Annotated in this window: 18 protein-coding genes; 4 read left to right on the top strand and 14 right to left on the bottom strand. The window is 72.5% G+C overall.

What is annotated here, in order from left to right; translation table 11 throughout:
• The 4 genes from V7E46_RS21725 to V7E46_RS21710 all read right to left on the bottom strand — a co-directional run.
• A partial coding sequence (locus V7E46_RS21725; protein WP_333769975.1) for a LacI family DNA-binding transcriptional regulator occupies nt 1-1,037 on the bottom strand: 1,037 nt, incomplete at its 3' end.
• Between the two features lie 96 nt (nt 1,038-1,133).
• Nucleotides 1,134-2,783: an extracellular solute-binding protein gene (locus V7E46_RS21720; RefSeq protein ID WP_333769974.1), complete on the bottom strand. Its 1,650-nt coding sequence runs from the start codon at nt 2,781-2,783 to the stop codon at nt 1,134-1,136.
• A 23-nt stretch (nt 2,784-2,806) separates the two neighbouring features.
• Nucleotides 2,807-3,739, bottom strand: coding sequence for a carbohydrate ABC transporter permease (locus V7E46_RS21715; RefSeq protein ID WP_443054293.1), 933 nt, complete (start codon nt 3,737-3,739; stop codon nt 2,807-2,809).
• A complete protein-coding gene (locus V7E46_RS21710) occupies nt 3,736-4,590 on the bottom strand; it encodes an ABC transporter permease (protein WP_333769977.1) in 855 nt (284 codons plus the stop codon). Before V7E46_RS21710 ends, V7E46_RS21715 begins: the two co-directional genes overlap by 4 nt.
• A gap of 286 nt (nt 4,591-4,876) precedes the next feature.
• On the opposite strand from V7E46_RS21710, the gene V7E46_RS21705 reads away from it, so the two are divergent.
• Nucleotides 4,877-5,878 (top strand): hydroxyacid dehydrogenase, encoded by a 1,002-nt coding sequence (locus V7E46_RS21705; protein WP_333769973.1) that lies wholly within the window; start codon nt 4,877-4,879, stop codon nt 5,876-5,878.
• Between the two features lie 288 nt (nt 5,879-6,166).
• Here the strand turns inward: V7E46_RS21705 and V7E46_RS21700 are convergent, their stop codons facing one another.
• The 8 genes from V7E46_RS21700 to V7E46_RS21665 all read right to left on the bottom strand — a co-directional run bounded on the left by V7E46_RS21700 (nt 6,167) and on the right by V7E46_RS21665 (nt 16,348).
• Nucleotides 6,167-7,288: an ARPP-2 domain-containing protein gene (locus V7E46_RS21700; protein ID WP_333769972.1), complete on the bottom strand. Its 1,122-nt coding sequence runs from the start codon at nt 7,286-7,288 to the stop codon at nt 6,167-6,169.
• A complete protein-coding gene (locus tag V7E46_RS21695; protein ID WP_333769971.1) occupies nt 7,285-8,715 on the bottom strand; it encodes a hypothetical protein in 1,431 nt (476 codons plus the stop codon). Before V7E46_RS21695 ends, V7E46_RS21700 begins: the two co-directional genes overlap by 4 nt.
• A 194-nt stretch (nt 8,716-8,909) precedes the next feature.
• Nucleotides 8,910-10,451 (bottom strand): type IV secretory system conjugative DNA transfer family protein, encoded by a 1,542-nt coding sequence (locus tag V7E46_RS21690; RefSeq protein ID WP_443054296.1) that lies wholly within the window; start codon nt 10,449-10,451, stop codon nt 8,910-8,912.
• 172 nt (nt 10,452-10,623) lie between these two features.
• Nucleotides 10,624-12,051 (bottom strand): ATP-binding protein, encoded by a 1,428-nt coding sequence (locus V7E46_RS21685; RefSeq protein WP_329182435.1) that lies wholly within the window; start codon nt 12,049-12,051, stop codon nt 10,624-10,626.
• 45 nt (nt 12,052-12,096) lie between these two features.
• Complete coding sequence (locus tag V7E46_RS21680; protein WP_329176215.1) at nt 12,097-13,641, bottom strand: SCO6880 family protein; 1,545 nt, start codon at nt 13,639-13,641, stop codon at nt 12,097-12,099.
• Complete coding sequence (locus V7E46_RS21675) at nt 13,638-15,032, bottom strand: hypothetical protein (protein WP_329176214.1); 1,395 nt, start codon at nt 15,030-15,032, stop codon at nt 13,638-13,640. Before V7E46_RS21675 ends, V7E46_RS21680 begins: the two co-directional genes overlap by 4 nt.
• Entirely contained in the window at nt 15,022-15,822 is an 801-nt protein-coding gene (locus tag V7E46_RS21670; RefSeq protein WP_333769969.1) for a hypothetical protein, read from the bottom strand. Before V7E46_RS21670 ends, V7E46_RS21675 begins: the two co-directional genes overlap by 11 nt.
• A gap of 217 nt (nt 15,823-16,039) precedes the next feature.
• Complete coding sequence (locus tag V7E46_RS21665; protein WP_031524459.1) at nt 16,040-16,348, bottom strand: hypothetical protein; 309 nt, start codon at nt 16,346-16,348, stop codon at nt 16,040-16,042.
• Between the two features lie 279 nt (nt 16,349-16,627).
• On the opposite strand from V7E46_RS21665, the gene V7E46_RS21660 reads away from it, so the two are divergent.
• On the top strand, nt 16,628-17,635 hold the full coding sequence (locus V7E46_RS21660) for a C40 family peptidase (RefSeq protein WP_333769968.1): 1,008 nt from the start codon (nt 16,628-16,630) through the stop codon (nt 17,633-17,635).
• Nucleotides 17,636-17,898: 263 nt separating this feature from the next.
• On the top strand, nt 17,899-18,594 hold the full coding sequence (locus tag V7E46_RS21655) for a phosphatase PAP2 family protein (RefSeq protein WP_333769967.1): 696 nt from the start codon (nt 17,899-17,901) through the stop codon (nt 18,592-18,594).
• 48 nt (nt 18,595-18,642) lie between these two features.
• On the opposite strand, the gene V7E46_RS21650 is transcribed toward V7E46_RS21655, so the two are convergent.
• Both V7E46_RS21650 and V7E46_RS21645 read right to left on the bottom strand, forming a co-directional pair.
• Nucleotides 18,643-20,217 (bottom strand): FAD-binding oxidoreductase, encoded by a 1,575-nt coding sequence (locus V7E46_RS21650; protein WP_443054295.1) that lies wholly within the window; start codon nt 20,215-20,217, stop codon nt 18,643-18,645.
• Nucleotides 20,218-20,382: 165 nt separating this feature from the next.
• Nucleotides 20,383-20,574 (bottom strand): hypothetical protein, encoded by a 192-nt coding sequence (locus V7E46_RS21645; RefSeq protein ID WP_443054292.1) that lies wholly within the window; start codon nt 20,572-20,574, stop codon nt 20,383-20,385.
• A 130-nt stretch (nt 20,575-20,704) separates the two neighbouring features.
• On the opposite strand from V7E46_RS21645, the gene V7E46_RS21640 reads away from it, so the two are divergent.
• Complete coding sequence (locus V7E46_RS21640; RefSeq protein ID WP_333769965.1) at nt 20,705-21,553, top strand: hypothetical protein; 849 nt, start codon at nt 20,705-20,707, stop codon at nt 21,551-21,553.
• Nucleotides 21,554-21,812: the final 259 nt, after the last annotated feature.

Genomic DNA, 21,812 nt, shown 5'->3' with positions numbered 1-21,812 from the left:
GTGCTGCGGGGGGCGCCCGGGTGGGCGGGCCCTTCCGCGAGGGCCAGGCGGACGGCCTCGCGGCCGAGTTCGTAGGCGGGGATGTTGACCGTGGTGAGCGGGGGGTTGAGGTCCTGGGCGAGGCCGTCGTTGTTGTAGCCGACGACGGAGATGTCGTCCGGCGTACGCAGCCCGTACTCGCGCATCGCGGCCATCGCCCCGGCGGCGGCCTGGTCGTCGCCGGCGAAGACGGCGGTGAAGCCGGGGCGCCCGTCGGAGTCGGCGAGGATCCGGCGCATGGCGGCGTAGCCGTGGGCGCGGCCGAGGCCGACGCCTGCGATGCGCTCGGCGGCGGGGCCGAGGCCGTGGTCGGCGAGGGCGCGGCGGTAGCCGGCGATGCGGGGTTCCACGGTGGTGTGCCCCGGCATCGTGCCGAGGTAGAGGATGTCGCGGTGGCCTGCGGACAGCAGGTGGCTGACGACTGCGTACGCGCCGGCCTCGTTGTCGTACTCGATGACGAGGACGGGCATGTCGGCGCTGGGCGCGGGTCTGCCGCACAGCACCAGGCGGGAGCCGGCGGCGGCCAGTCCGTGGGCGTATTCGGTGAGCCTCGCCTGGTAGCGCTCGTCCTCGACGGCGCCGCCGACCAGGACCACGAATTCCGAGCGCTGCTCGCGCATCATCTGGACCAGGGCGAGTTCGCGGGCCTCGTCGCCGCCGTGGCTGCACACCATGCACAGCCGGCCGCGGGCGGCGGCCTCCTGCTCGACGCCCTGGGCGACGGTGGCGTAGAAGGCGCTGTCCACGGAGGAGACGATGACCGCCACTGTCTTGGGTCCGGTGCCGGCCAGCGCCCTGGCGCGGCCGTCGATGACGTAGTCGAGGTCCTTGACGGCCCGCAGCACCTTGGCGCGGGCCGCGGCGGACGTGGGGTAATTCCCGGCCAGCACCCGCGAGACGGTGGCTACCGAGACGCCCGCCCGGTCCGCGACGTCGCGGATGGTGACGCGGCGGGCGCCGCCGCTGATCGTGCCCGGCCCTGGTGAAGTCTCCGCCATCCCCGCCATCCGATGTCCCCGGCGTGCCGGTGTCCGTTACGACCGCGCCGCCGCCCAGCGTAATGGCCGTACTGCGGCGGCGCGGGTCAGTGCATGTCAGTGGTTTGAGGCGTAATCCTTCGCGTAGTCCTCGGCGATCCGGTCCAGGCCCATATTGCGCATCTTCTTGACGGTGCCGTCCCAGGCGCTGAGCGGTTTGCGGCCGGCGACGATCGAGCCGACGGTGTCGGTGCGCAGGGTGTCGATGGCCGCGCCGACCCGACTGCTGGTCTCGGACTGGAGGCCGAATCGGGGGTTGCGCACGAGCATCGGGGCGACCTTGAGCTGCCAGGCGTGGTTGCGCTTGACGACGTCGGGGCGGCCGGGCAGGTAGAGCACCTGGGGGGCGTCGCACAGGTACTTGACGGGCAGCTGCACCGGGTTCTCGACCAGGCCCAGCTCGGTGGGGATGGGCGAGCCGCTCTGGTCGCGGGTGAAGTGCGTGCCCTCGACGCCGTAGTGGTTCAGCTCGTACTCCTTGGTGCCGAAGGGCGCCGCCAGGTAGTCGAGCACCCGCAGGATCAGCTTGACGCGGTCCGGGGTGGTCTTCTTCAACGCGGTGTAGCCCCACGCGCCCTTCGCCCGCTGCATGCCGGGCCTGGCTCCGTTGGAGGGCGTGTACGGGACGGCCGTGTCGAGGACGAAGGCGTCCTTGATGCTGGGCACGGAAGTGCTGAGGGCGCCGAAGCCGTCGACCATGGAGGCGACGGTGCCGTTGTAGAAGGAGGTCTTGGTGTCGACCGTGGAGGTGCCGAGCACATTCGGGTTGTAGAGGCCGGCCTGGCGCAGTTCGGACATGAACTCCAGGGCGGCGCGGTATTCGTCGGTGCCGTACGCGCTGACGAAGGCGCCGCCGTCGAGCTTCCACTCCTGGGGCGCGCCGAAGGCCATGGTGTGCATGGTCTCGCCGAACAGCAGCGGCGCGGACGAGCCGAGCCCGTACTTCTTGCCGTGGGTGGCGTTCTTCGCGACGGCCATGAAGTCGTCCGAGGTCCAGCCGTCCTTCATGCCGGCCGTGGTGAAGACGTCGTTGTTGATCCACAGGCAGTTGCCGGGCGCGGAGCGCTGGACGGGGATGCCGTAGAGGCGGCCGCCGATGTGGCCCATGTCCTGCCAGACGTACGTGGGCAGGTTTGCGAGGTTCGGGTACGCCTTGATGGCGTCGCCCGAGATGTACTCGGACAGGTCGGCGCACTTGGACGCCACGAAGTCGGCCTCGCGGGGCAGGGTGTGGCCGCCGCCGAAGTTGATCACGTCGGGCAGGTCGTTGCCTGCCATCATGGTGGCCATCTTGGTCATGTAGTCGGCGTCGGGCACGACGGTGAACTCGATGTTCACGCCCAGCGCCTCGTTGATCGCCGCCCAGAACCTGTTCTGCCCGGCCGGCTTGGGCGGGGTGCCGTAGGTGATGGCCATCACTTTGATCGTCTCGCCTTTGCCCGGCTTGGCGTGGACCGCGCTGACCAGGTTCTTCGGGTACGCGAGGTAGCCGGGCTGTATGCCGTCGGCGGTGCCGGGCAGGTCGGGGGCGGGGCCGGAGAAGGGGATGTACGCCGGCCAGGGGGCGAGCTTCTTTCCCGCGTTGCCCACGTCGTGCGCGGCCGACGAGGTCGAGCAGGCGGTGAGGACGGACGGTGCGGCCAGGGCGGCGCCACCTGCGGCGATCGAGCGCAGCAGCGTACGCCGCGAGAACGACGAGGTACTCACGGTGGGTCCTTTCTGAAGGGTTCTCAGCTCTTGACGGCGCCGGTGAGCACGCCCTTGGTGAAGTACTTCTGCAGGAAGGGGTAGACGAGCAGGATCGGCACGGTGGCCACCACCAGCACCGCCATCTGGATCGTCTGCGGCGCGGCCACGGCGCTCGCGTCGCCCACCGAGGAGTCGGCGAGCTGGGTGCCCCCCACGACGTAGGTGCGCAGCACCTGTTGCAGCGGCCAGTGGTCGGAGTCGAGGTAGATCGACGCGTAGAACCAGGCGTTCCAGTACGAGACCGCGTAGAACAGCCCGACCACCGCCAGTGCCGCCTTGGACAGCGGCAGGACGATGCGGCGCAGGATCAGCCACTCGCCGGCGCCGTCGAGCCTGGCCGCTTCGTACAGCTCCTCGGGGACCGACTGAAAGAAGCCGCGCAGGACGACGAGGTTGAAGACGTTGATCAGTACGGGTGCGACGAGCGAGCTGTAGCTGTCGAGCAGGTGCAGGCCCTTGACCAGCAGGAAGCCGGGGATCATGCCGGGCGGGAAGAGGAAGGTGAACAGGATCAGCAGCAGGATCGGTTTGCCGCCGAAGACGTCGCGGCGGCTGAGCGCGTAGGCCAGGCCGATGGTGCAGGCCAGGCTCGCGGCGGTGCCGATGACCGTGACGCCGGCGCTGACCCGCAGGGCGTGGGTGACGATGCCGCCGTCGAACAGCTCGTGGTAGGCGCGCAGGGTGGGGTGCTGCGGCCACAGCACCCAGCCGCCGTTGGCGACGACCTCCTGGCTGGACGCGAAGCTGGTCGAGACGATGATCAGGAAGGGCACGGTGACCAGCAGGACGACCGCGGTCAGCGCGACCGCCTTGGCGGCCTGGGTGGCGGGCTTCGGGCGCTCCATCCATGCCGGGCGCGCGGACGGGCGCCGTACGGGCGCGGGCCGGTGGAGGCGTTGCGCGGCGCTGCTCATCGGTAGACCCCCTGTTCGCCGAGGCGGTGCGCGACCTTGTTGGCGGTGAAGACGAGTGCGGCGCCCACGACGCCCTTGAAGAGTCCGGCGGCTGCGGCGTATCCGTAGTCGCCGCCGACCAGGCCCTTGTAGTAGACGAAGGTGTCGATGACCTCGGCCGCGTCCGGGCCGACCGAGCCGCGTTGCAGCAGCATCTGCTCGAAGCCGACGGACAGGATGTCGCCGAGCCGCATGATCAGCAGCAGGACGATGATCGGCCGTACCGACGGCAGGGTGATGTGCCAGAACCGCCGCCAGGGGCCGGCGCCGTCAATGGCGGCGGCCTCGTACTGCTGCTCGTCCACCTGGGTGAGCGCGGCGAGGAAGATGATCGTGCCCCAGCCGCAGTCCTTCCAGATCACCTCGGCGATCACCAGCGGCTTGAACGCGGTGGGATTGCCGATGATGTCCACGGTGTGCAGATGGGCGTCGCCCAGCACGTTGTTGAGCAGGCCGGTCTCGCCGAGCACCTGCTGGAAGACCGCGACGACGATCACCCAGGACAGGAAGTGCGGCAGATACGCCACCGACTGGACGAACTTGCGGATGCTGTCCCTGGTCAGGCTGTGCAGCAGCATCGCCAGCGCGATCGGCACCGGGAAGAAGAAGATCAGCTGGAGCAGGGCGATCGACACGGTGTTGACGACCGCGGACCAGAAGTCCGGGTCGCCGAACATCTTCTGGAAGTTGCCCAGGCCCACCCACTGGCTGGCCCACAGGCCGTCGAAGGGGACGTAGTCCTTGAACGCGATGACGTTGCCCGCCAGCGCGCCGTAGTGGAACACCAGGAAGTACGCCACGCCCGGGGCCATGAGTGCCAGCAGCACCCCGTCCCTGCGCAGCCGGGCGAGGCGCGTCCCACGCCTCGCCCGCCCGGCCCGTCCGTCTGCACCGGACGCACCCGCCGCCCCTGTGCGGCCGGTGGAGTCCCGTTCGGCAATCGCCATCGCGTCCTCCTCGACGCCTAAGGTGGGGGGAACCTAAACCGGTTACTACGACAGGGTCAAGCCCCCGCGCAACGGATGACGTTGACCTGTGGTCGGGACGCGAATAATCTGAGCGGGTCAGCAGGTAACCGATTACACGCGAGGGGCAGACATGGCGGAGCGGCCGAAGCTGGTGCTGGCGATGCGGCAGGACATCCTGGACCTGGTCCTTCCGGCCCCGCTGCGCGCCCGGCTCGACACGCTGGCCGACGTCCATCCACTGCTCGTCACCGACGCAGCGGACCCCGCGCCAGCCGAGGCGCTCGGCAGCGCGGAAGTGCTGCTGACGGGGTGGGGGGCGCCCGAGGTCGACGCCGGGCTGCTGGCCCGCGCACCGCGGCTCGGCGCGGTCATCCACGCGGCAGGCACCGTCAAATACCACGTGCACCCGGAGGTGTGGGAGCGGGGGATCGTCGTGTCGTCGGCTGCCGACGCCAACGCCGGGCCCGTCGTGGACTTCACCATGGCCACAGTGGTGCTCGCCGCCCGGCGCGCGCTCGGCGCCGCCGCGGACTACCGCCGCGGGCGGCTGCCCACCTACCCCGAGCGCCGCGGGGCCGACGGCGCCGTCATCGGCGTCATCGGCGCGTCACGCATCGGGCGCGGGGTCATCGCGCGGCTGCTCGCCGCGGAATCCGGCTTCCGGGTACTCCTCGCCGACCCGTACGTCTCCGCACAGGACGCGGCGGCGCTCGGGGTGCGGCTCGTCGACCTCGACGAACTGTGCGCCGCCTCCGACATCGTCACGATCCACGCGCCCGACCTGCCGGAGACCCGGCACCTCCTCGATGCCAGGCGGCTGGGGCTGCTGCGGGACGGCGCCGCCGTCATCAACACGGCCAGGGGGCGGCTGGTCGACACGGAGGCGCTGGCGCGCGAGTGCGGGGCGGGGCGGGTCGACGCGTATCTCGACGTGACGGAGCCGGAGCCGCTGCCGGTGGAGCATGTGCTCCACACCTTGCCGAATGTGCTGCTGACGCCGCATATTGCGGGGTGCCAGGGGTCGGAGGTCCAGCGCCTCGGCGCTTACGCGGTGGATGAGGTGGAGCGGTTCGGGGCGGGGCGCCCGTTGCTTGGCGCGGTGCATGTGGCGGATCTTGCGCGTATCGCCTGAGGCGGCGGGGCGTTTCGTCGGTCCGTCGTGGACCGGGCCGGTATGTCGGCGCCGGCGGCGTCGTGGCGTGTCGCGCGGTTCTGCGCGCCGCTGCGGGGGCGCCACTTGCGGTGGCGTGCTTGTCGGCCGGCGCCTTCCCGGCTGGGCGTGCGGTTCTGCGCGCCCCCGGGTGGGTGCCACTTGCGATGGCCTTGCTTCTTTCCGCCGTCGTGGTGCGCGCGCAATTCCTCGCGCCCCTGAGAAGCAGCCTTTTGCGCGGAGGGCACCGTCCCGGGGCGCGGTGGGCGGCTATTTGTGGCGCAGCAGGTGGGCGAAGCCGGCTGTGCGGAGGCGGGCGGTGAGTTCGGCGGGTGTCAGGGCGAGGTCGGCCGCCGCGCGGGCCACGTGCCAGTCGTGCGCGGCTAGGCACGACAGAAGGTGGCCGCGCCGGATCTGCGCCTCGGACAGGCGGAAGGTCTTGAGGTAGGCGACGCGCCCGTCGGCCGCGGTGATGGCCTCGCCGATATGGCTCTCGGTACGCGGCCGGAAAGCGGGCACGAAGCGCCTGAGAGTGAAGTCGCCGGCACGGTAGAGGGCGTGGGCGGTGTACTCGGGGGCGAGCAGCCCCGCCGCCATGGTGCCGGTGTGGAAGCCGGCCCATTCCCGCTGCTGCGCGGCCAGCGCCGCGCGCAGGTCGGCCGTGGAATTGATGCGGGCGGAGTCGAGGTGCGGGACGAAGTCCCCGACGGGGGCGCTGAGCAGCGCGTAGTGGTGGACGAGGTCGCCGTAGAGGTCCTGGACGAGCGTGGTGTGCAGGGCGCGGTAGTCGTCGGGGTGCGGGACGACGAAGGCCGCGGCAAGGGCGTCGGCGGTGTGCAGGAGGACCCCGCACTGGCCCGGGTGGATCTCGAACACCCGCAGGGCGTCGCCGAGCCCGCGGACGGCGGCGCCGGTGTACGCCTCCTCGACGCGCGGGGAGAGCCCGCGCCGCAGGGCCTGCTGTGACCACTCCTCCCAGGCGATGGCGGGGCCGCCGAAGTGCAGCCCCAGATAGCCCTCAAGGGCGAGGTGCAGCGGCAGGAAGCGCAGCCGGCGCTTGGCCTCGCGGCGGACCATCCGGCGGTGGAAGCGCACCGGCATCGCCTCGACCGGGGCCGGGTCGCCGTGCCCGCCGCGCAACTGGGTGCCGTGGGCGGCGGCCGGCCCCGTGCCCCAGTCGGCGACGAAACCGTGCGGAATGTACGACGTGTAGACGGTACGGGGAGCCACGTCGACCACGCCGTCGCCGTCGCCGTACAGCTCCTTGTGCAGCCGCAGGCCCGGCACGGGCTCGTCGCGGACCAGCGGTACGAGCCGGATGCCGCCCCACACCTGTGCGGGCCGGGTGTGCAGCCCTGCGAGGTCGAGCCGCAGCGCGGTGGTGGCGGTCATCGGGGGGTACCCCCACGGGCGAGGAAGGCGGTGATCCGGGTGTCGAGGTGGGCGCGCAGCTCCGGCAGGCCGGTGCGGCCGGTGGCGAAGTGGGCCAGGCCGACCAGCGAGGGGAGGTCCTCGGCGTCGCGGATGCCCGCGGTGGGGACCGCGGGGGACAGCCGGCGGACGTCGAAGGTGCCGGCGTCGTAGACCGGGTTGAGGTGGACGACGGCGACCCGGCCGTCCGGGTCGAGCCGGCCGCGCCACACCCGCAGCACTTCCGCGGCCATGCCGGGCGGTGCGTTGTCCCAGCCGTCGGAGACGATGACGAGCCGGTCGGGGCCGGTCTCCAGCGCGTCGAGGATCCGCTCGCCGAGCGGCGTGGCGCCGTAGGGGCGGACGAGCAGCGCGTCGCGGCGGCCGGAGGTCCACAGCGCGGTACAGGTGTCGGCGAGAGCGTCCAGCAGGTAATACGCGGCAAGGGCGGCGGCGAGCGGGCGGCGGCGCTTCTGGCCCGAGGCGTAGGCCGAGAAGCTGTCGTCCAGGACCGCCGCGACCCGGCCCCAGGTGCCCGCTGCGGCCCCCGCGGTGCGGTGGGCGGCGGCGCGCAGTGCCGCGGTCAGCTCGGTGCGGCGCGCGGTGCGGTCGTCGAGCGGCAGCCCGAGGACGTATGAGGCGAGGCGGGTGAGCGGCATCCGGCTGAGGTCGGTACGGACGGCGGTCGCGCCCCGCTCGCGGGCCGACTCCTGGAGCCGCAGCCGCTCACCGCGGGTCATCCGGGGGGCGATCCGGTCGAGGAAGGCGGCACGGGCGATGCCGTGCCGGGCCGCGAAGCCCTCGGCCACGGTGAAGGGCAGCTCGTAGACGGCCGCCTGCTCGTAGTGGGCCCGCCGCCAGGTCTCCAGCAGCGGCGCCGCATAGTGCCTGCGGGCGCGCGGCCGGAAGAGGAAGTCGCCCAGCTCGGGGCCGGGCGGCGGCAGATGGGCGTGCCGCAGCGCCGTCTTGACCCCGGTACGGTATTTGACCGCGTCGAAGGCCGGGTCCGGCCGCGCCGCCAGCCAGTCGCGGAGGATCGCCCGGGTGCGGCGGTTGTTGACCTTCGCCTTGCGCAGCCCGGCGATGAGCGCGTAGACGCGCTGCGGCGGCAGCAGGGTGAGCCGGCGGGCGATCAGCCGGCCCTCGGTGCGGCGCTGTTCCGGTGTCGCGTCGCGGGCGGTGGCCAGCAGGTGACGGATGATCAGCGCGGCATTGTGGTCGTTGATGTTGAGGGCCAGCACGGCGGTGTAGAGGTCGCGGTAATTGCCGAGCATGTACGCGTGCAGGAAATCCAGCGACAGGCGCTGCTCATCGGCGCCGGTGTAGAATTCCCGCTGCGAGGTGGCGGTGATCGCGGCATTGGTGAAGAGCAGGACGTCTTCTGCGGCGATCAGGCCCTCGGCAGGCATCGGCGGGCTCCCGGATGCGGTACGGATGGGGGTTGCCGACCGGGGAGTGAGGGCGCGAGCTGCGAATCATTGCTTCAGAGGCACGTTCCGGAAGTCGCGACGGAGTCCCGCGGTCGGCCCTGGCACCGTAACAGGCTTCCCACAGGCGGCTCCTGGGGTTTTCCGCAGCCCGGCCGCCCCGCGCTCCCGCGGGCTCAGCGCAGCCGGATCGCGTCGGGCACGGACGGCGGCAGGCTGTCCGCGGTGTCGTCGCCCAGGGCGATCCGCTGGTCGGCGTGCTGCCACAGCGGTGCCTGCCAGCGGGCCATGGCCTGCTCGGGGGACCGCAGCACCGCCAGGGTGGGCAGGCCGGCCGCGGTCCCGGCGGCGAGCAGCTCGGGCAGGTCGGGGGCGGGGGCCAGCGCGGCGACGTCGTCGAGGACGAAGGTCAGTGGTGGGTCGAGCCGGCCGGCGGATGACCCTGCGGCCATGCACCGGCCGTGCTCGACCACGCTGGAGACGAGTGCGGTGAGCAGGGGCATCGCACCCAGGTGGGTGCGCGGATCCTCGATGCGCTCGCCCACCACGTAAAGCGTTCCCCTTTCCGCGCCCCACGACTCCAGGTCGAGGCCACCGGTACGCGACGGATTGCACGCGTCGCGGATGTGCACGGAATTGAGCGGCTCCAGCGTCTGCCGGATCAACGCCTGCGCGGCGTCCCGCCGTTCGGGGTGGGCGTGCAGCACCGACTCCAGCTCGCCGCTCCAGCCGGAGGCCGCGCCGGTGTCGGTGCGCAGGATGCGCACGGCGTCGGCCGCCGCGGCTCCTCCCGCCGCCCAGCGGTGCACCTGCCGGAACGGGCGGCCGTCCACGGCGGCTGCGTGCAGCCAGCAGCGCAGCAGGACGACCGCGGTGCTGTGCACGATGGCCTCGTCGGCGCGCGCGGTACGCAGCGGTGCCAGCAGCGCCGCCGCCCGTGTGCCGGCGGTGCCGGGGTGTTCGCAGCCGCCGTGCGGCGCCCAGCGCAGCCTTCCGGGCACGTCGAGCAGATGCGTGGGGTCGTAGACGTGCACGGGGCCGAGCTTGCTGCGGTTGCCGACCGTCTGGTGGTACGTGTCCGGGTCGGCGGTGGTGACCAGCGCGGGGCCCGCCGCGGCCAGGACGGCGGGCTGCACGACCCGCTTGGCCTGGTCGCCGCGCGGCCCGGCGAAGAGGGCGTAGGTGCGGGTGACCTCGCCCCCGTCGAGCACCGCCTGCCGCGGTTCACGGGCCGGCGGGGCAGGCGCGCCGACCGCGGGGAATTCCGTGGTGATCGGGTCGGCGGCCCGCGGCGGCGCGGCCTGCGGCACCGAACGGAACCAGGCGTCGAGCCCGTCCCCGTCGCCCTTCCCGCGCCCGTCGCCGTAACCATCCGCGCCGGGCTGCCCGTGCCCGTCGCCGTACGTACCGCCCGGCCGCCCGTGCCCGTCGCCGTAGGTGTCGCCGCGGCCATGTGCGCGGCCCCTGCGGCGCGGCGCGGGCAACGGCGGGGGCGCTGCGAGTTGTGGCTCGGTCTGCGGGTGCGGCGGCTGCGGGCGGCGGGCGTCGCGGGTGCGCAGCCGGGTGACGACGTTCAGCGCCCACACCGCGACGGTGAACAGCACCATGAACTGCCCGATGAAGATTCCCCAGAACAGCCCGGGCCCCGGCAGCTCACCGGGCTTCGCGCCGGGCCACGCGCCCGGCATGTCGTGCGGCTGCCCGATCAGCGCGCGCATCGCCCCCGGGGTGCGGGTGAAGTGCGCGTCGGCCGGCCACGACCCGTGCGAGAGCAGCCCCGCGATGCCGGTCGCCGTCCACACCATCAAGGTGACGCCCAGCAGGAACGCGATGACGCCGACGATCAGCCCGTCCGGCAGCCCGCCCTGCTGCCGTTTCTGCGCCGCCACGTCACGCCACCGCGTCGTCGGCCATTTGTTTGGCGAGCGCGACCTGTGCGGCGGCATGTGCCTCCGCCCGGGCTTCCGCCTCGGCTTCTGCCTCCGCCTCCGCCGCCATGCCGGCGGCGTGCTGCACCGAGGTCTCGGTCATGGCGCGGTCGGTGAAGACCAGCGGGCGTTCCGTCTCGGTGATCAGGTGCTTGACCACCTGCACATTGCCGTTGACGTCCCATACGGCGATGCCGGGGGTCAGCGTCGGGATGATCTCCACCGCCCAGCGCGGCAGGCCGAGCACCCGCCCGGTCGCGCGCGCCTCGTCGGCCTTCTGGGCGTAGATGGTGCGGGTGGAGGCCATCTTGAGGATCGCCGCGGCCTCCTTCGCCGCGGCCCCGTCGACCACGTCGGACAGGTGGTGGACGACGGCGACGAAGGACAGGCCGAGCCGGCGGCCGAACTTCAGCAGCCGCTGGAAGAGCTGCGCCACGAAGGGCGAGTTGATGATGTGCCATGCCTCTTCGACCAGGAAGATGCGTTTCTTCCGGTCCGGGCGGATCCAGGTGTGTTCGAGCCATACCCCGACGATGGCCATCAGGATCGGCATCGCGATGGAATTGCGGTCGATGTGCGACAGGTCGAAGACGATCAGCGGCGAGTCCAGGTCGATGCCCGCGCTGGTCGGCCCGTCGAACATGCCGCGCAGGTCGCCGTCGACCAGCCGGTCGAGCACCAGGGCCACGTCCAGGCCCCAGGCGCGCACGTCGTCCAGGTCCACGTTCATCGCCTCGGCGGACTCCGGCATCGGGTGCCGCAGCCGGTCGACGATGTCGGTGAGGATCGGCTGGCGCTCCGTCACCGTCTCGGCCACATAGGCGTGCGCGACCTTCAGCGCGAAGCCGGACCGCTCGTCGAGGCCGCGGCCCATCGCCACCTCGATGATGGTGCGCAGCAGCGCCAGCTGTCCGGTCACGGTGATCGCCGGGTCCAGCGGGTTGAGCTTGATGCCGCCGTCCAGGGCCGCCATCGGGTCGAGGCGGATCGGGGTCAGGCCCATCGCCCGCGCGATCAGATTCCACTCGCCGACGCCGTCCTCGCCCTGCGCGTCGAGCACTACCACCTGCCGGTCGCGGAAGCGCAGCTGGCGCAGCACGTACGTCTTCTCCAGCGCCGACTTGCCGTTGCCGGACTCGCCGAGCACCAGCCAGTGCGGGGCGGGCAGCTGCTGGCCGTAGAGCTGGAAGGGGTCGTAGATGTAGCCCTTGCCCGAGTAGACCTCGCGGCCGATGATCACCCCGGAGTCGCCGAGCCCCGGCGCCGCCGTCGGCAGGTAGACCGCCTGCGCCTGTCCCGTCGAGGTGCGTACCGGCAGCCGGGTCGACTCGACCCGGCCGAACAGGAAGCCGGTGAACGCGTCGGTGAGCGCCGAAAGAGGGTCCAACATGGGCATGGCGATGGCCTCTCCTCGTATGGGCGGGCTTGGCGGGACCTAGCGGCGGATGCCGGTCGCGAAGGGCAACGTATTGACGAATGCCCGGTGGTGCTCACGATCGCACCATTCGAGCTTCAAATACGACTTACCGGCGGAAGCGCGGATGGTGCGCTTGTCGCGCGCCAGCGCTTCGGGGGAGCGCGAGGACACCGTGATGTAGCCCACCAGGTTCACTCCCGCGGCGCCGCTGGCCAGGTCCTCGCCGCGCTGGTCGATCCGGCCGTGGTGGGCCACGTCGCGCGGGTCCACCACCCGGTTCATCTTGGCGGCTCGGCTGGCCTCCGCGTCGTCGTTGGTCTTCTCGGTGAGCATCCGCTCGATCGCCACATCGGTCGGTTCGAGGTCCATCGTCACCGCGACCGTACGGATCACGTCCGGGGTGTGCACCAGCAGCGGGGCCAGGAAATTCACCCCGACCGGCGTCAGCGGCCACTCCTTGATCCACGCCGTCGCATGGTGCCAGGGCGCCCGGGTGATCGACTCGCGGGTCTTGGCCTGGAGGAAGGTCGGCTCGGTCGCGTCCAGCTCGGCCGGCCAGGCATTGCGCCTGGTCATCGCCTGGATGTGGTCGATCGGATGGTCCGGGTCGTACATCGAGTGGACCAGCGACGCCAGCCGCGCCTGGCCCAGCGGCTGCCTGACCCGGATGTCGGCCTCGGCGAGCCGGGCGCAGATGTCGTTCAGCTCACGGGCCATCACCGCGGCCAGGCCCGCGTCCTTGTCGACCTTGGTGCCGCGCACCACGGTCGCCCGGGCCATCGCGTTGCCCTCGGCGGCCAGCTCCCGGGTGAAGTGCATGCAGGCCACCAGATAGGCCCGGTGCTGCTCGGAGGACGTCGACACCATCGACTGGAGCTGCTCGTAGGACTCCTTGAGCCACCGGTCGGCGTCCGGGTCGCCGCGCTGGGCGACGTCCTTGGCGTGCGCGTCGGGGTCGGCGGGCAGCGTACGGGCCAGCATCTGGAGCCGGGTGACGAAACCGTCGCCGTTGGCCACGTGCTTGAGCAGGGTGCCGAAGCGTTCCACCAGGGCTTCCTGGTCCTCGCTGTCACGCAGTCCGACGCCGGGCCCCTCGATCTCGATGGCCGCGGTGACCGTACGCCGGTCCACATGCAGCAGCACCGCGATCTCGTCCGGCCCGAACGGCGCCGCGAGCCAGCTGATCCGCCCGATCCCGGGCGGCGGCCCCACCTCGATCTCCCGCCCGTCCAGCGTGGTGCCCGCCTCCTGCACCGTGGAGCGGTAGGTGGGCGTGACCCGCAGCGTACGGCGGTAGGTGCGGTTGATCTCGAACCAGCGGTAGAACGTACGCCGCCGGTACGGCAGGAAGACCGCGGCCAGCGCCAGCATGGGCCAGCCGATCAGGCCGACGATACGCAGCAGCAGCACCGGCACCAGCAGGCCGTTGAGCATGCCGAGCCCGGCGCCGAGCACGATCAGCACGATCTCGCCGGTCTCGCGGTTCTTGCCCACGATCGCGTTGGGCCGTGCCTTGCCGATGAGATAGGTGCGGCGCGGCTGGGTGAAGGGCTGGGTCGTCACCCGCGATCACCTCCCTGCGTGCCGTTGTTCGGTCCCTGGTTCGCCCGGAAGGGCGAGCCGAAGCTGCCGCCTCCGCCTTGCCCGCCGCTCGGCCGCGGGGGCGGGGCTGCGCCGCCCCCGCCCTGGTTGCCGCCGCGGGAGCTGTGCGCGGCCATGCCGCCGGCCACCGCGTTCGACGGCTGCGGGCCGCCGCCCTGCGCCTGCTCCTGCGGGCCGCCGCGGGCGCTGTGCGTCTTGATGCCCTGCTTGACCAGCGCGGCGGGCGAGGAGATGACGGCGGCGGCCTGGCTCTGCCCGCCGGCCTTGCGGCCGTTGCGCAGATTGACCACGTCGTCGCCGAAGCCCGGCACGAAGCGGTAGATCATGAAGCTCGCGAAGATCGCCAGCAGGATGATGGCCAGGCCGGAGACGACCGCGGAGAAGGCGTCGGGACCGTTGTCGGACGAGGACAGCGCACCGGCCAGGCCCAGCACGATCACTATGACCGGTTTGATCAGGATGACCGCGATCATGATGCCGGCCCAGCGCCTGACGTGGTGCCACATGTTCTTGTCCACCAGGCCCGCGTAGACCGCGGTGCCGAGCAGCGCGCCCACGTACAGCAGCGCCGCCCTGATCACCAGTTCCAGCCACAGCACGCCGGCGGCGAGCACCGAGACCATCGACACCACGATCAGCATGATCGGACCGCCGCCGATGTCGGTGCCCTTGGTCAGGGCGCTGGAGAAGGACCCGAAGAAGACGTCCGTGTCGGACTTCGTGCCCGAGGCCACCACGTCGGTGACCGCGTCGGTCGCCGACACCACGGTGTAGAGGATCAGGGGGGTGAAGGCCGAGGCCAGCACCGTCAGCCACAGGAAGCCGACCGCCTCGGTCAGCGCCTCGGTCATCGGCGCCCCGCGCACCGCCCGCTTGGCCACCGCCAGCAGCCACAGGATCAGCGTCAGGATCGTCGAGGCGGCGAAAACCACGGCATATTGCCGCAGGAAGGCGGTGTTGGTGAAGTCCACCTGCGTCGTCTTCGTCACCGCAGCCGACAGCTTGTCGATCGTCCACGCGGCGGCATTGGCGCAGCCCTTGGCGAGCGACGTGAGCGGGTCGAGGGTGTCGGTGGGGTTGGTGCCCTTGGCGGGGGCGCCGGGGTCGCCCTTGGTGCAGTAGTCCTTGGCGGCGCCGATGAGGCCGTCGCAGGCGTTGCTGGTGGGCGGTGCCGCCGACGGGGCACCGGCCGTCGCCGAGGGTGTCGGGGTGGCCGCCAGCGCCGCCTGGGCGGGCAGCGTGAGCGCCGCGGCGGTGAGCGCGGTCAGCGCTGCGGGTACGGACCAGCGGCGCCGGCCGGCCGCGCCGGCCGAAGTGCGGGTCTGACGTCGGGTGCGGCTGCTACCTGGCATACGTGAACCCTCCGTAGTCCCTGACCGCGCCGGCGATTTCGTCGGCGGAGGCGGCCTGGTTGTCGGCGGCGACCGGGGCGGGGCCCTCTTTCTGGGTGGAGGACCGGATCTTCCAGTCGCTGCCCGACCACACCAGCTTCTCGGTGATGGTGAACCAGGCGGTGCTGACCGGCTTGGTGGAGCCGGTGCCGGCCAGGCCGACCAGGTCGGTGCACCAGACCTCGACGGTCTTGGCGTCGGGGGTGCCGGCGCTGTCCGCACCGACCTTGGTGCCGATCGGCACCGTGCGGGAGACGAAGGTGAAGCCGGCGGGCGCGGTGCCGGCGGCGGTGAGGCCGAGGCTCTTGAGCGAGTCGCCGGTGTAGGCCCGGTCCAGGTCGGTCTGCAGGCCCGGGCTGACGGCGGGGTCGTAGATCGCACTGACGATCCGGTGCCTGCGGTCGGTGTTGAACATGTCGGCCGAGCCCAGCGCCACCGCGTAGTTGGCCGCCGCGGACTGGGCGCCCTGGTCGGTGTGCGCGAAACCGGCCGGGATGCCCGCGCCGCTCTTGCCGTCGACGGGCTTCTGGCCGGTCGGTGCCGTGGGCGCGGCGCCGGTGCCGCGGGTGCCGGTGGAGCCGCCCGCCGTGCTGCCGGTGTCCGCGGCGCCGGCCGCGGGTGACGGGTGGTCACCGCGGTTGGCGAAGGCGAGGGCGGCGATCAGCAGGATGACGATGCCCACCACCGTGACCAGGGCGCGCCGGGGCTGCGGGCGGCGGGTGCCGCCGTGGGTCGTGCGACCCTCCGGCATCCGGGTCCTGGTCGGAGGTCCGTCCTGGCCGAGACTCATCGCGCGGCCGCCCCTCGGGGCGCCGCGGGCGCGCGGCGGAGCCGCATCGGGCGGACCGCTCCGCTGCTTGGTCGAGTGGGCATCAGCACGCAGCCTCGGGTGGGAAGGTGGAGCCTGGGACGGGCTCCGGGGACGTGACCTGGGGGAGTGGCCGGCGGGCGGGCGGCGGCGCGCCCGGCTACACGGCCATTCCGTAGACGATGGTGAACAGCGTGCCGAGGGATCCGATGATGAACACGCCGGTCAGCCCGGCGATGATCAACCCCTTGCCCTGCTCGGCACTGAAGGTGTCGCGCAGTGCGGTCGCGCCGATCCGTTGTTTCGCCGCACCCCAGATGGCCATGGCCAGGCACAGCAGGATCGCCACCGCCATGACCACCTCGATCATCACACGTGCTTCCTGGCCGAGGGACCCGAAGGGTCCCCAGTCCGGTGCGATGCCGCCGATGATGGTGTTGATGTCGCCCTTGGGGGCTGCCACGAACATGTAACTCACCACCCCGCTCTGTCAGTTGGCTCCCCTGCCGGGGCGCAAGGGGCCAGCATCTATCTTGACCGACGTTTCCGCTGTTGCGCGTCGCTCAGCGACTTTCTCGGCGGATCGTCCGTGTGATCCGGCCCGGAGCCGTCAGACTGGTGCGCGGACCGGTGTTCGATGGGACATGGATGACTACTCTGTGTATCACGAGCATAACCGCTGGGCAACGATGGGAACGTGCGTTCCTTCACGGTGGGGCGGAGACACACGGAAGGGGAGGCGGCACTGATGGCACGTAAGGTCTGGCTGGCCGTCATCTTCGGCGGCGGGCTGTTCTTCTCCTTGATGGCTCTGCTGGTGGTGGGTACGTATTCGGCCGCGGTCGGCCTGGCGGGCGGCGGGTCCGGCGGTGCGGTGCGACTGGCCAAGGGCGCGGTGCCCGACATCTACCAGCCCATCGTGCAGAAGTGGGGCGACCTGTGCCCCGCGATCAATCCGGCGCTGCTGGCCGCCCAGCTCTACCAGGAGAGCGGCTGGGACCCGCGCGCGCAGAGCGGCGCGCAGGCGCAGGGCATCGCCCAGTTCATCCCGGGCACCTGGGCCACCCACGGGATCGACGGCAACGGCGACGGCAGGGCCGACGTCTGGGACCCGCAGGACGCGATCCCGTCGGCGGCGACCTACGACTGCGACCTGGCGTCGTACGTGAAGAACGTGCCGGGCGACAACACCGACAACATGCTGGCGGCGTACAACGCGGGGGCGTACGCCGTGATCCAGTCCGGCGGGGTGCCGCCGTACGCGGAGACGCGGAATTATGTGAAGACCATCCGCACCCTGGAGAAGAGCTTCGCCGCGCCGGTCGGGACGGTCCAGCCGTCGCAGCAGGCGGCGGGCGCCATCTACTTCGCGCAGCAGCGGATCGGCACCCCGTATCTGTGGGGCGGCGAGGGGACGGCGGCGCAGGGCGGGCGGTTCGACTGCTCGGGGCTGACGCAGGCGGCGTACGCCTCGGTCGGCATCACCTTGCCGCGGGTCGCCAATGACCAGTGGAACGCCGGCGCGCACCCGGGCAGGAACGAGATGCTGCCCGGCGACCTGGTCTTCTTCGCCAACAACCTCAACGACCCGCGCTCGATCCACCACGTCGGTATCTACGTCGGCGGCGGCTACATGATCGACGCCCCGCACACCGGCGCCGAGATCAGGTTCGACCCGATCGACAGCCCCGACTTCATCGGCGCGACCCGGGTCACCCAGGCGGGCGCGGCGGCGCTGCCCGCGGCGGCGGCCTGAGCCGGAAGCGGGCGGCCGGAGGGGCCGTCAGGACACCCTTTCGACAGCGGGGCGTCACCCTCTGGCCTACGGTCGGCCGGTATGCATGTCCACTGGTCACCCTTGGATAACAGCATGGTGATCTTCTGGCGAAGACCGGAACGCTACGTACCGTGTCGGCCGTTTTACGGGCAACAATGGATTGGTACGCAAGCGACGGAGGTTGCGGACGTGCCGATCCGCTGAGGCACGGTCAGTTGCTAGTGGTAAGGGGCACCATCGCCATGGCAGAAGTCGCTAACGACAGCGCGAACCCCGACATCACCCTGCTCCGTTCCATCAACGACCTCGCCAAGCAGGCACCCCGCGGCGTCGACCGGGCCGCGGAGTTCTTCGGCGAGTACGGCCTGATCGCCGTGACCGCGCTGCTGGCCGGATGGTGCTGGTGGCGGGTGGCCCGGCGGTCCGCCGACGCGCCCGCCGCGGTCGCCGGCGTGCTGTGGTCCTGCCTCGCCGCGGGCATCGCCCTGCTGCTGAACTTCCCCGTACGCGCGCTGGTGCAGCGGCCGAGACCGTACGTCGACCACGACGGCCTCGACGTACTGGTGTCGGGGCAGCACGGCACCTCCTTCGTCAGCGACCACATGGCGCTCATCGCGGCGGCCGCGGTCGGCCTGTTCATGGTCAGCCGCAAGGCGGGCGTCATCGCGATGGGCCTCGCCCTGGTCGAGGGCTTCACCCAGGTCTACCTCGGCGTGCACTACCCGACCGACGTCGTCGGCGGCTTCGCGCTCGGCGCCGCCACCGTGCTGCTGCTCGCCCCGGCCGCCCTGGCCCTGCTCACCGCCCTGACCAGGGCCGTGGCCCGCACCCGGGCGTCCTTCCTGGTCCGGGCGCGCCCCACGCCTTACGGCCGGCCGCCGCGCGCCGCCTCGCCGCACCGCTGGCACAGCGCCGACGACAAGGACCTGGCGGCCTGAGGCCTGTCGTTCAGCCGGGTTCCGGCCGTTTGGCGGCGGGCCGGCCGCTCACAGGGCCTGCGGGAAGTCGAACAGCCGCTGTGGGTCGAGGGTGCGCTTGAGCGCGGTGAGGCGGTCGGCGTTCTGCCCGTAGTAGGCGGTGCGCCAGTCCGTCAGGGCCGGGTCGGTGTAGTTCTGGTAGGCGCCGCCCGAGGCGTAGCGGCGCATCGCGCTGTGCGTGGTGTCCAGCCACGAGGTCGCCGACAAGGAGTCGGAGGCCAGGTATTGGGCCAGGAAGCGCGACCCGCGGTGGCTGAAGGCGGTCGCGGTGGGGGAGACCCGGTTGACGGCACCGCCCAGCGCGGTCAGGGCGATGCTGCCCGCGCCGCCGCCCGAGGTGTTCGCCAGCCGCTGGACCTGCGCCAGCAGGGCTTCTATGCCGGCCGCCGGCAGGTTGGTGTCGTAGAAGTCGGAGCGGGCGGTGTACGTCTCGCGCCCCAGCCGTCCGGCCGGGGCCAGATGGCACTGGGCCGCGGACAGGCCGGCGCAGCCCGCGTAGGAGAAGGTCGCGTCCAGATAGGTGTGCGGCTTCAGCGAGACCGACGAGGCGGGGGCGCCGGCGCTGTCGGCGAGGCGGTCGGCCGCGGCGGCCAGGTCGGCGCGTGACCCGGTGGACAGCATCGGTACGGAGACGGTCGGCGAGCCGCCGGGGGCGCAGTCCAGGTGCAGTGCCGACCAGATGTGGTCCGGCTGGTCGGGTCCCCAGCTCTGCCAGGCGCCGACCACGGCGGCGGCCCGGCTCCACGGCCAGGTGAGGTAGCCCGTGACGACCGCGGGCACCGGGTGGGTGCTGAAGCGCAGCGAGGTGACGACGCCGAAATTCCCGCAGCCCGCGCCCCGCAGCGCCCAGAAGATGTCGGGCTCGTGGTCCGCGGACACCTCGTGGGTCGTGCCGTCGGCGGTGATCAAGGTGGCGCCGATCAGGTTGTCGCAGGTCAGGCCCATGGACCGGCTCATCACGCCGTGCCCGCCGCCCAGCGCGAGGCCCGACACGCCGACAGAGGGGCAGGACCCGGCCGGGATCGTCCGGCCCTGCCTGCCGAGCGTGTCATAGACGTCGATGAGCTTGGCGCCCGCGCCGACGGTGGCCGTGGTGCCGTCCAGCCGGATCGACTTGAGCCGGGAGACGTCGATGATCAGCTTGCCGTTGCCGCTGGACCAGCCCGCGTAGGAGTGGCCGCCGCTGCGGACGACCGGCGCCGTCGCGGTGCGGTGGGCGAAGTCCAGGCAGCGGCGGATGTCGTCGGCGCCGGTGACGTAGGCGATCGCGGCCGGGCGCAGGTTGTCGAAGCGGGTGTTGTAGAGCCGCCGGTCGGTGCCGTAGGCGGCGTCCTGCGGGCGGACCAGGCTGCCGTGCAGCGCGGCGGCGAGCTTGGGCCAGTCGGCGGCGACCGGCGAGAAGCTCGGGCTCGGAGTGCGGGACGGGGCGCCGGTGCCGGTGGACGGCGGGGACGCCTTGCCGTCGGCGCCGCTGTCCCCGCCGGCCGGGCCGCAGCCGGTCAGCCAGGCCGCGGCGAGCGCGCCGCCGCCCGCCTTGAGCGCGGTACGCCGCCGCGCCCGGGTCGTGTCTGCGGGCCTGGGCACGGACTCGGCCAGGGGCCGGGGGGCCGACTCATCCACGTGCTTCACCGCCACATTCCCGCCGGGCGCGCGCCGGGGCGCGGCGCTCCGGCGACGGAGGACTCTGCAAGTCCTAGACGTGGCGGACGGGGTGGTGGTTGCGTCCCCGGAGCCGACGTTCAGCGGTGATCAGCCGGCGGTGTGCTCCCGGGCGTCGCGTCTGGCCCGGTCGCGGGCCCGGCGGGCCGGTCCCTTCCAGCCGCAGGTGCACAGGGCGCCGGCGAAGGAGCCCCGCTCCACCACGGACGTCCGGTGATCGCCGGCCGCCGGTCCCTGACCGGTCTCGTCCCGGCATCCGCCCTGGGTACGCAACTTGAGCACGCCACCACGGTAGCGGGCGTGACGGCGCCCTTCCGACCGTCGTTACCGAGGTGAGGCCCACGCGCGTAACAGGGGTGGTTCAGGGATGGTGGCGGCGATGTCCACGGGTGGACGTGTACGTGGTGTACGGGTGACGGCCGCCGGGCCGCGGCTCCGGCGTACGGCGGCGGCGGTGGCGGCGGCCGGGTGCGCGGTGGCGCTGGTCGCGGGGTGCGTGGAGCACGGCGCCGCCGCGGCCGGCGGGCCCGCCGGCGCGAAGGGCGGCGACCCCGCGGCGGCGGTACGGGACGCGGCCGACGCGCTGGTGCGGGCCGGCAGCGCGCTGGTGGACACCTCGATGCGGATGGCCAGCGGCGGCACCTGGGTCACCGTCACCGGCACCGGCCGCTTCGACTTCGCCAGGCGGCAGGGCGAACTGACCCTGGCGCTGCCCAGGGACGCGGCGGGGGCGGAGGAGCACCGGCCGATCACCGAGCTGCTGACGCCGGGCGCGCTCTACATGAAGGACCGCGGTGAGGGCGTCCCCGCGGGCAAGTGGGTACGGGTGGACACCACGACGCTGCCGGACGGCAACCTCGTCACCGGCGGCGCCACCGAGCCGCTGGCCGCGGCGGAACTGCTGCGGGGCGCGCGGGACGTGGTGCTGGTCGGCGAGCAGACGCTGCGGGGCGCCGCGGTGCGGCACTTCCGCGGCGTCGCGGACATCGGGCGGGCCGCACGGGCGGCCGAGCCGGGGGCGCCCGGGGCGCTCACGTCGGCGGCCGAGGGCTTCGCCGTCACCCGGGTGCCGTTCGACGCGTGGCTCGACGGGGACGGGCGGCTGCGCCGGCTCACCGAGCACTTCACCTTCGGCGGGCCCGGGGGCCGGGGGGTGGGTGTGGTGTCGACCACGGACTTCGACGGTTTCGGGACCCTGGTGGTGCTCGCCATGCCGCACGGCACCGACATCTGGACCGGCAAGATCGTTTCTTCCCTTTAGCCGCCGGTCGCCCTGCCGGGCCGGCCCCGTACCCGGACCGTGCGCCGGCGGCGGGTTGCGCGCGCAGTTCCTCGCGCCCCCAGGCGAGTGCCCCTTGCGGCGGCGGCGCGCCCTTTCGCGCCGTCCCGGCCGGCCGCGCGGTTCCCCGCGCGCCTGCGGGCCCGGTTCCTCTGCCGCGGGGGGCGCCGCGAGGGGCAGGCGCCCGAGGCGGGTAAGCGCATCGCCGGGAGAGGTCCCGGGGCTGAGGGGGGATCCTGGG

It is taken from the genome of Streptomyces sp. IBSBF 2435, assembly GCF_036815005.1.
In the GTDB taxonomy this organism is placed as follows: Bacteria; Actinomycetota; Actinomycetes; order Streptomycetales; family Streptomycetaceae; genus Actinacidiphila.
This window is presented reverse-complemented; position numbering and strand designations above follow the sequence as displayed.

Coding starts and splice junctions, on each gene's coding strand:
- V7E46_RS21700 (WP_333769972.1), bottom strand. CDS start 7,288: ATGACCGCCACCACCGCGCTGCGGCTCGACCTCGCAGGGCTGCACACC.
- V7E46_RS21715 (WP_443054293.1), bottom strand. CDS start 3,739: ATGAGCAGCGCCGCGCAACGCCTCCACCGGCCCGCGCCCGTACGGCGC.
- V7E46_RS21710 (WP_333769977.1), bottom strand. CDS start 4,590: ATGGCCCCGGGCGTGGCGTACTTCCTGGTGTTCCACTACGGCGCGCTG.
- V7E46_RS21705 (WP_333769973.1), top strand. CDS start 4,877: ATGGCGGAGCGGCCGAAGCTGGTGCTGGCGATGCGGCAGGACATCCTG.
- V7E46_RS21675 (WP_329176214.1), bottom strand. CDS start 15,032: ATGCCAGGTAGCAGCCGCACCCGACGTCAGACCCGCACTTCGGCCGGC.
- V7E46_RS21665 (WP_031524459.1), bottom strand. CDS start 16,348: ATGTTCGTGGCAGCCCCCAAGGGCGACATCAACACCATCATCGGCGGC.
- V7E46_RS21690 (WP_443054296.1), bottom strand. CDS start 10,451: ATGCGCGCGCTGATCGGGCAGCCGCACGACATGCCGGGCGCGTGGCCC.
- V7E46_RS21655 (WP_333769967.1), top strand. CDS start 17,899: ATGGCAGAAGTCGCTAACGACAGCGCGAACCCCGACATCACCCTGCTC.
- V7E46_RS21660 (WP_333769968.1), top strand. CDS start 16,628: ATGGCACGTAAGGTCTGGCTGGCCGTCATCTTCGGCGGCGGGCTGTTC.
- V7E46_RS21670 (WP_333769969.1), bottom strand. CDS start 15,822: ATGCCGGAGGGTCGCACGACCCACGGCGGCACCCGCCGCCCGCAGCCC.
- V7E46_RS21685 (WP_329182435.1), bottom strand. CDS start 12,051: ATGTTGGACCCTCTTTCGGCGCTCACCGACGCGTTCACCGGCTTCCTG.
- V7E46_RS21695 (WP_333769971.1), bottom strand. CDS start 8,715: ATGCCTGCCGAGGGCCTGATCGCCGCAGAAGACGTCCTGCTCTTCACC.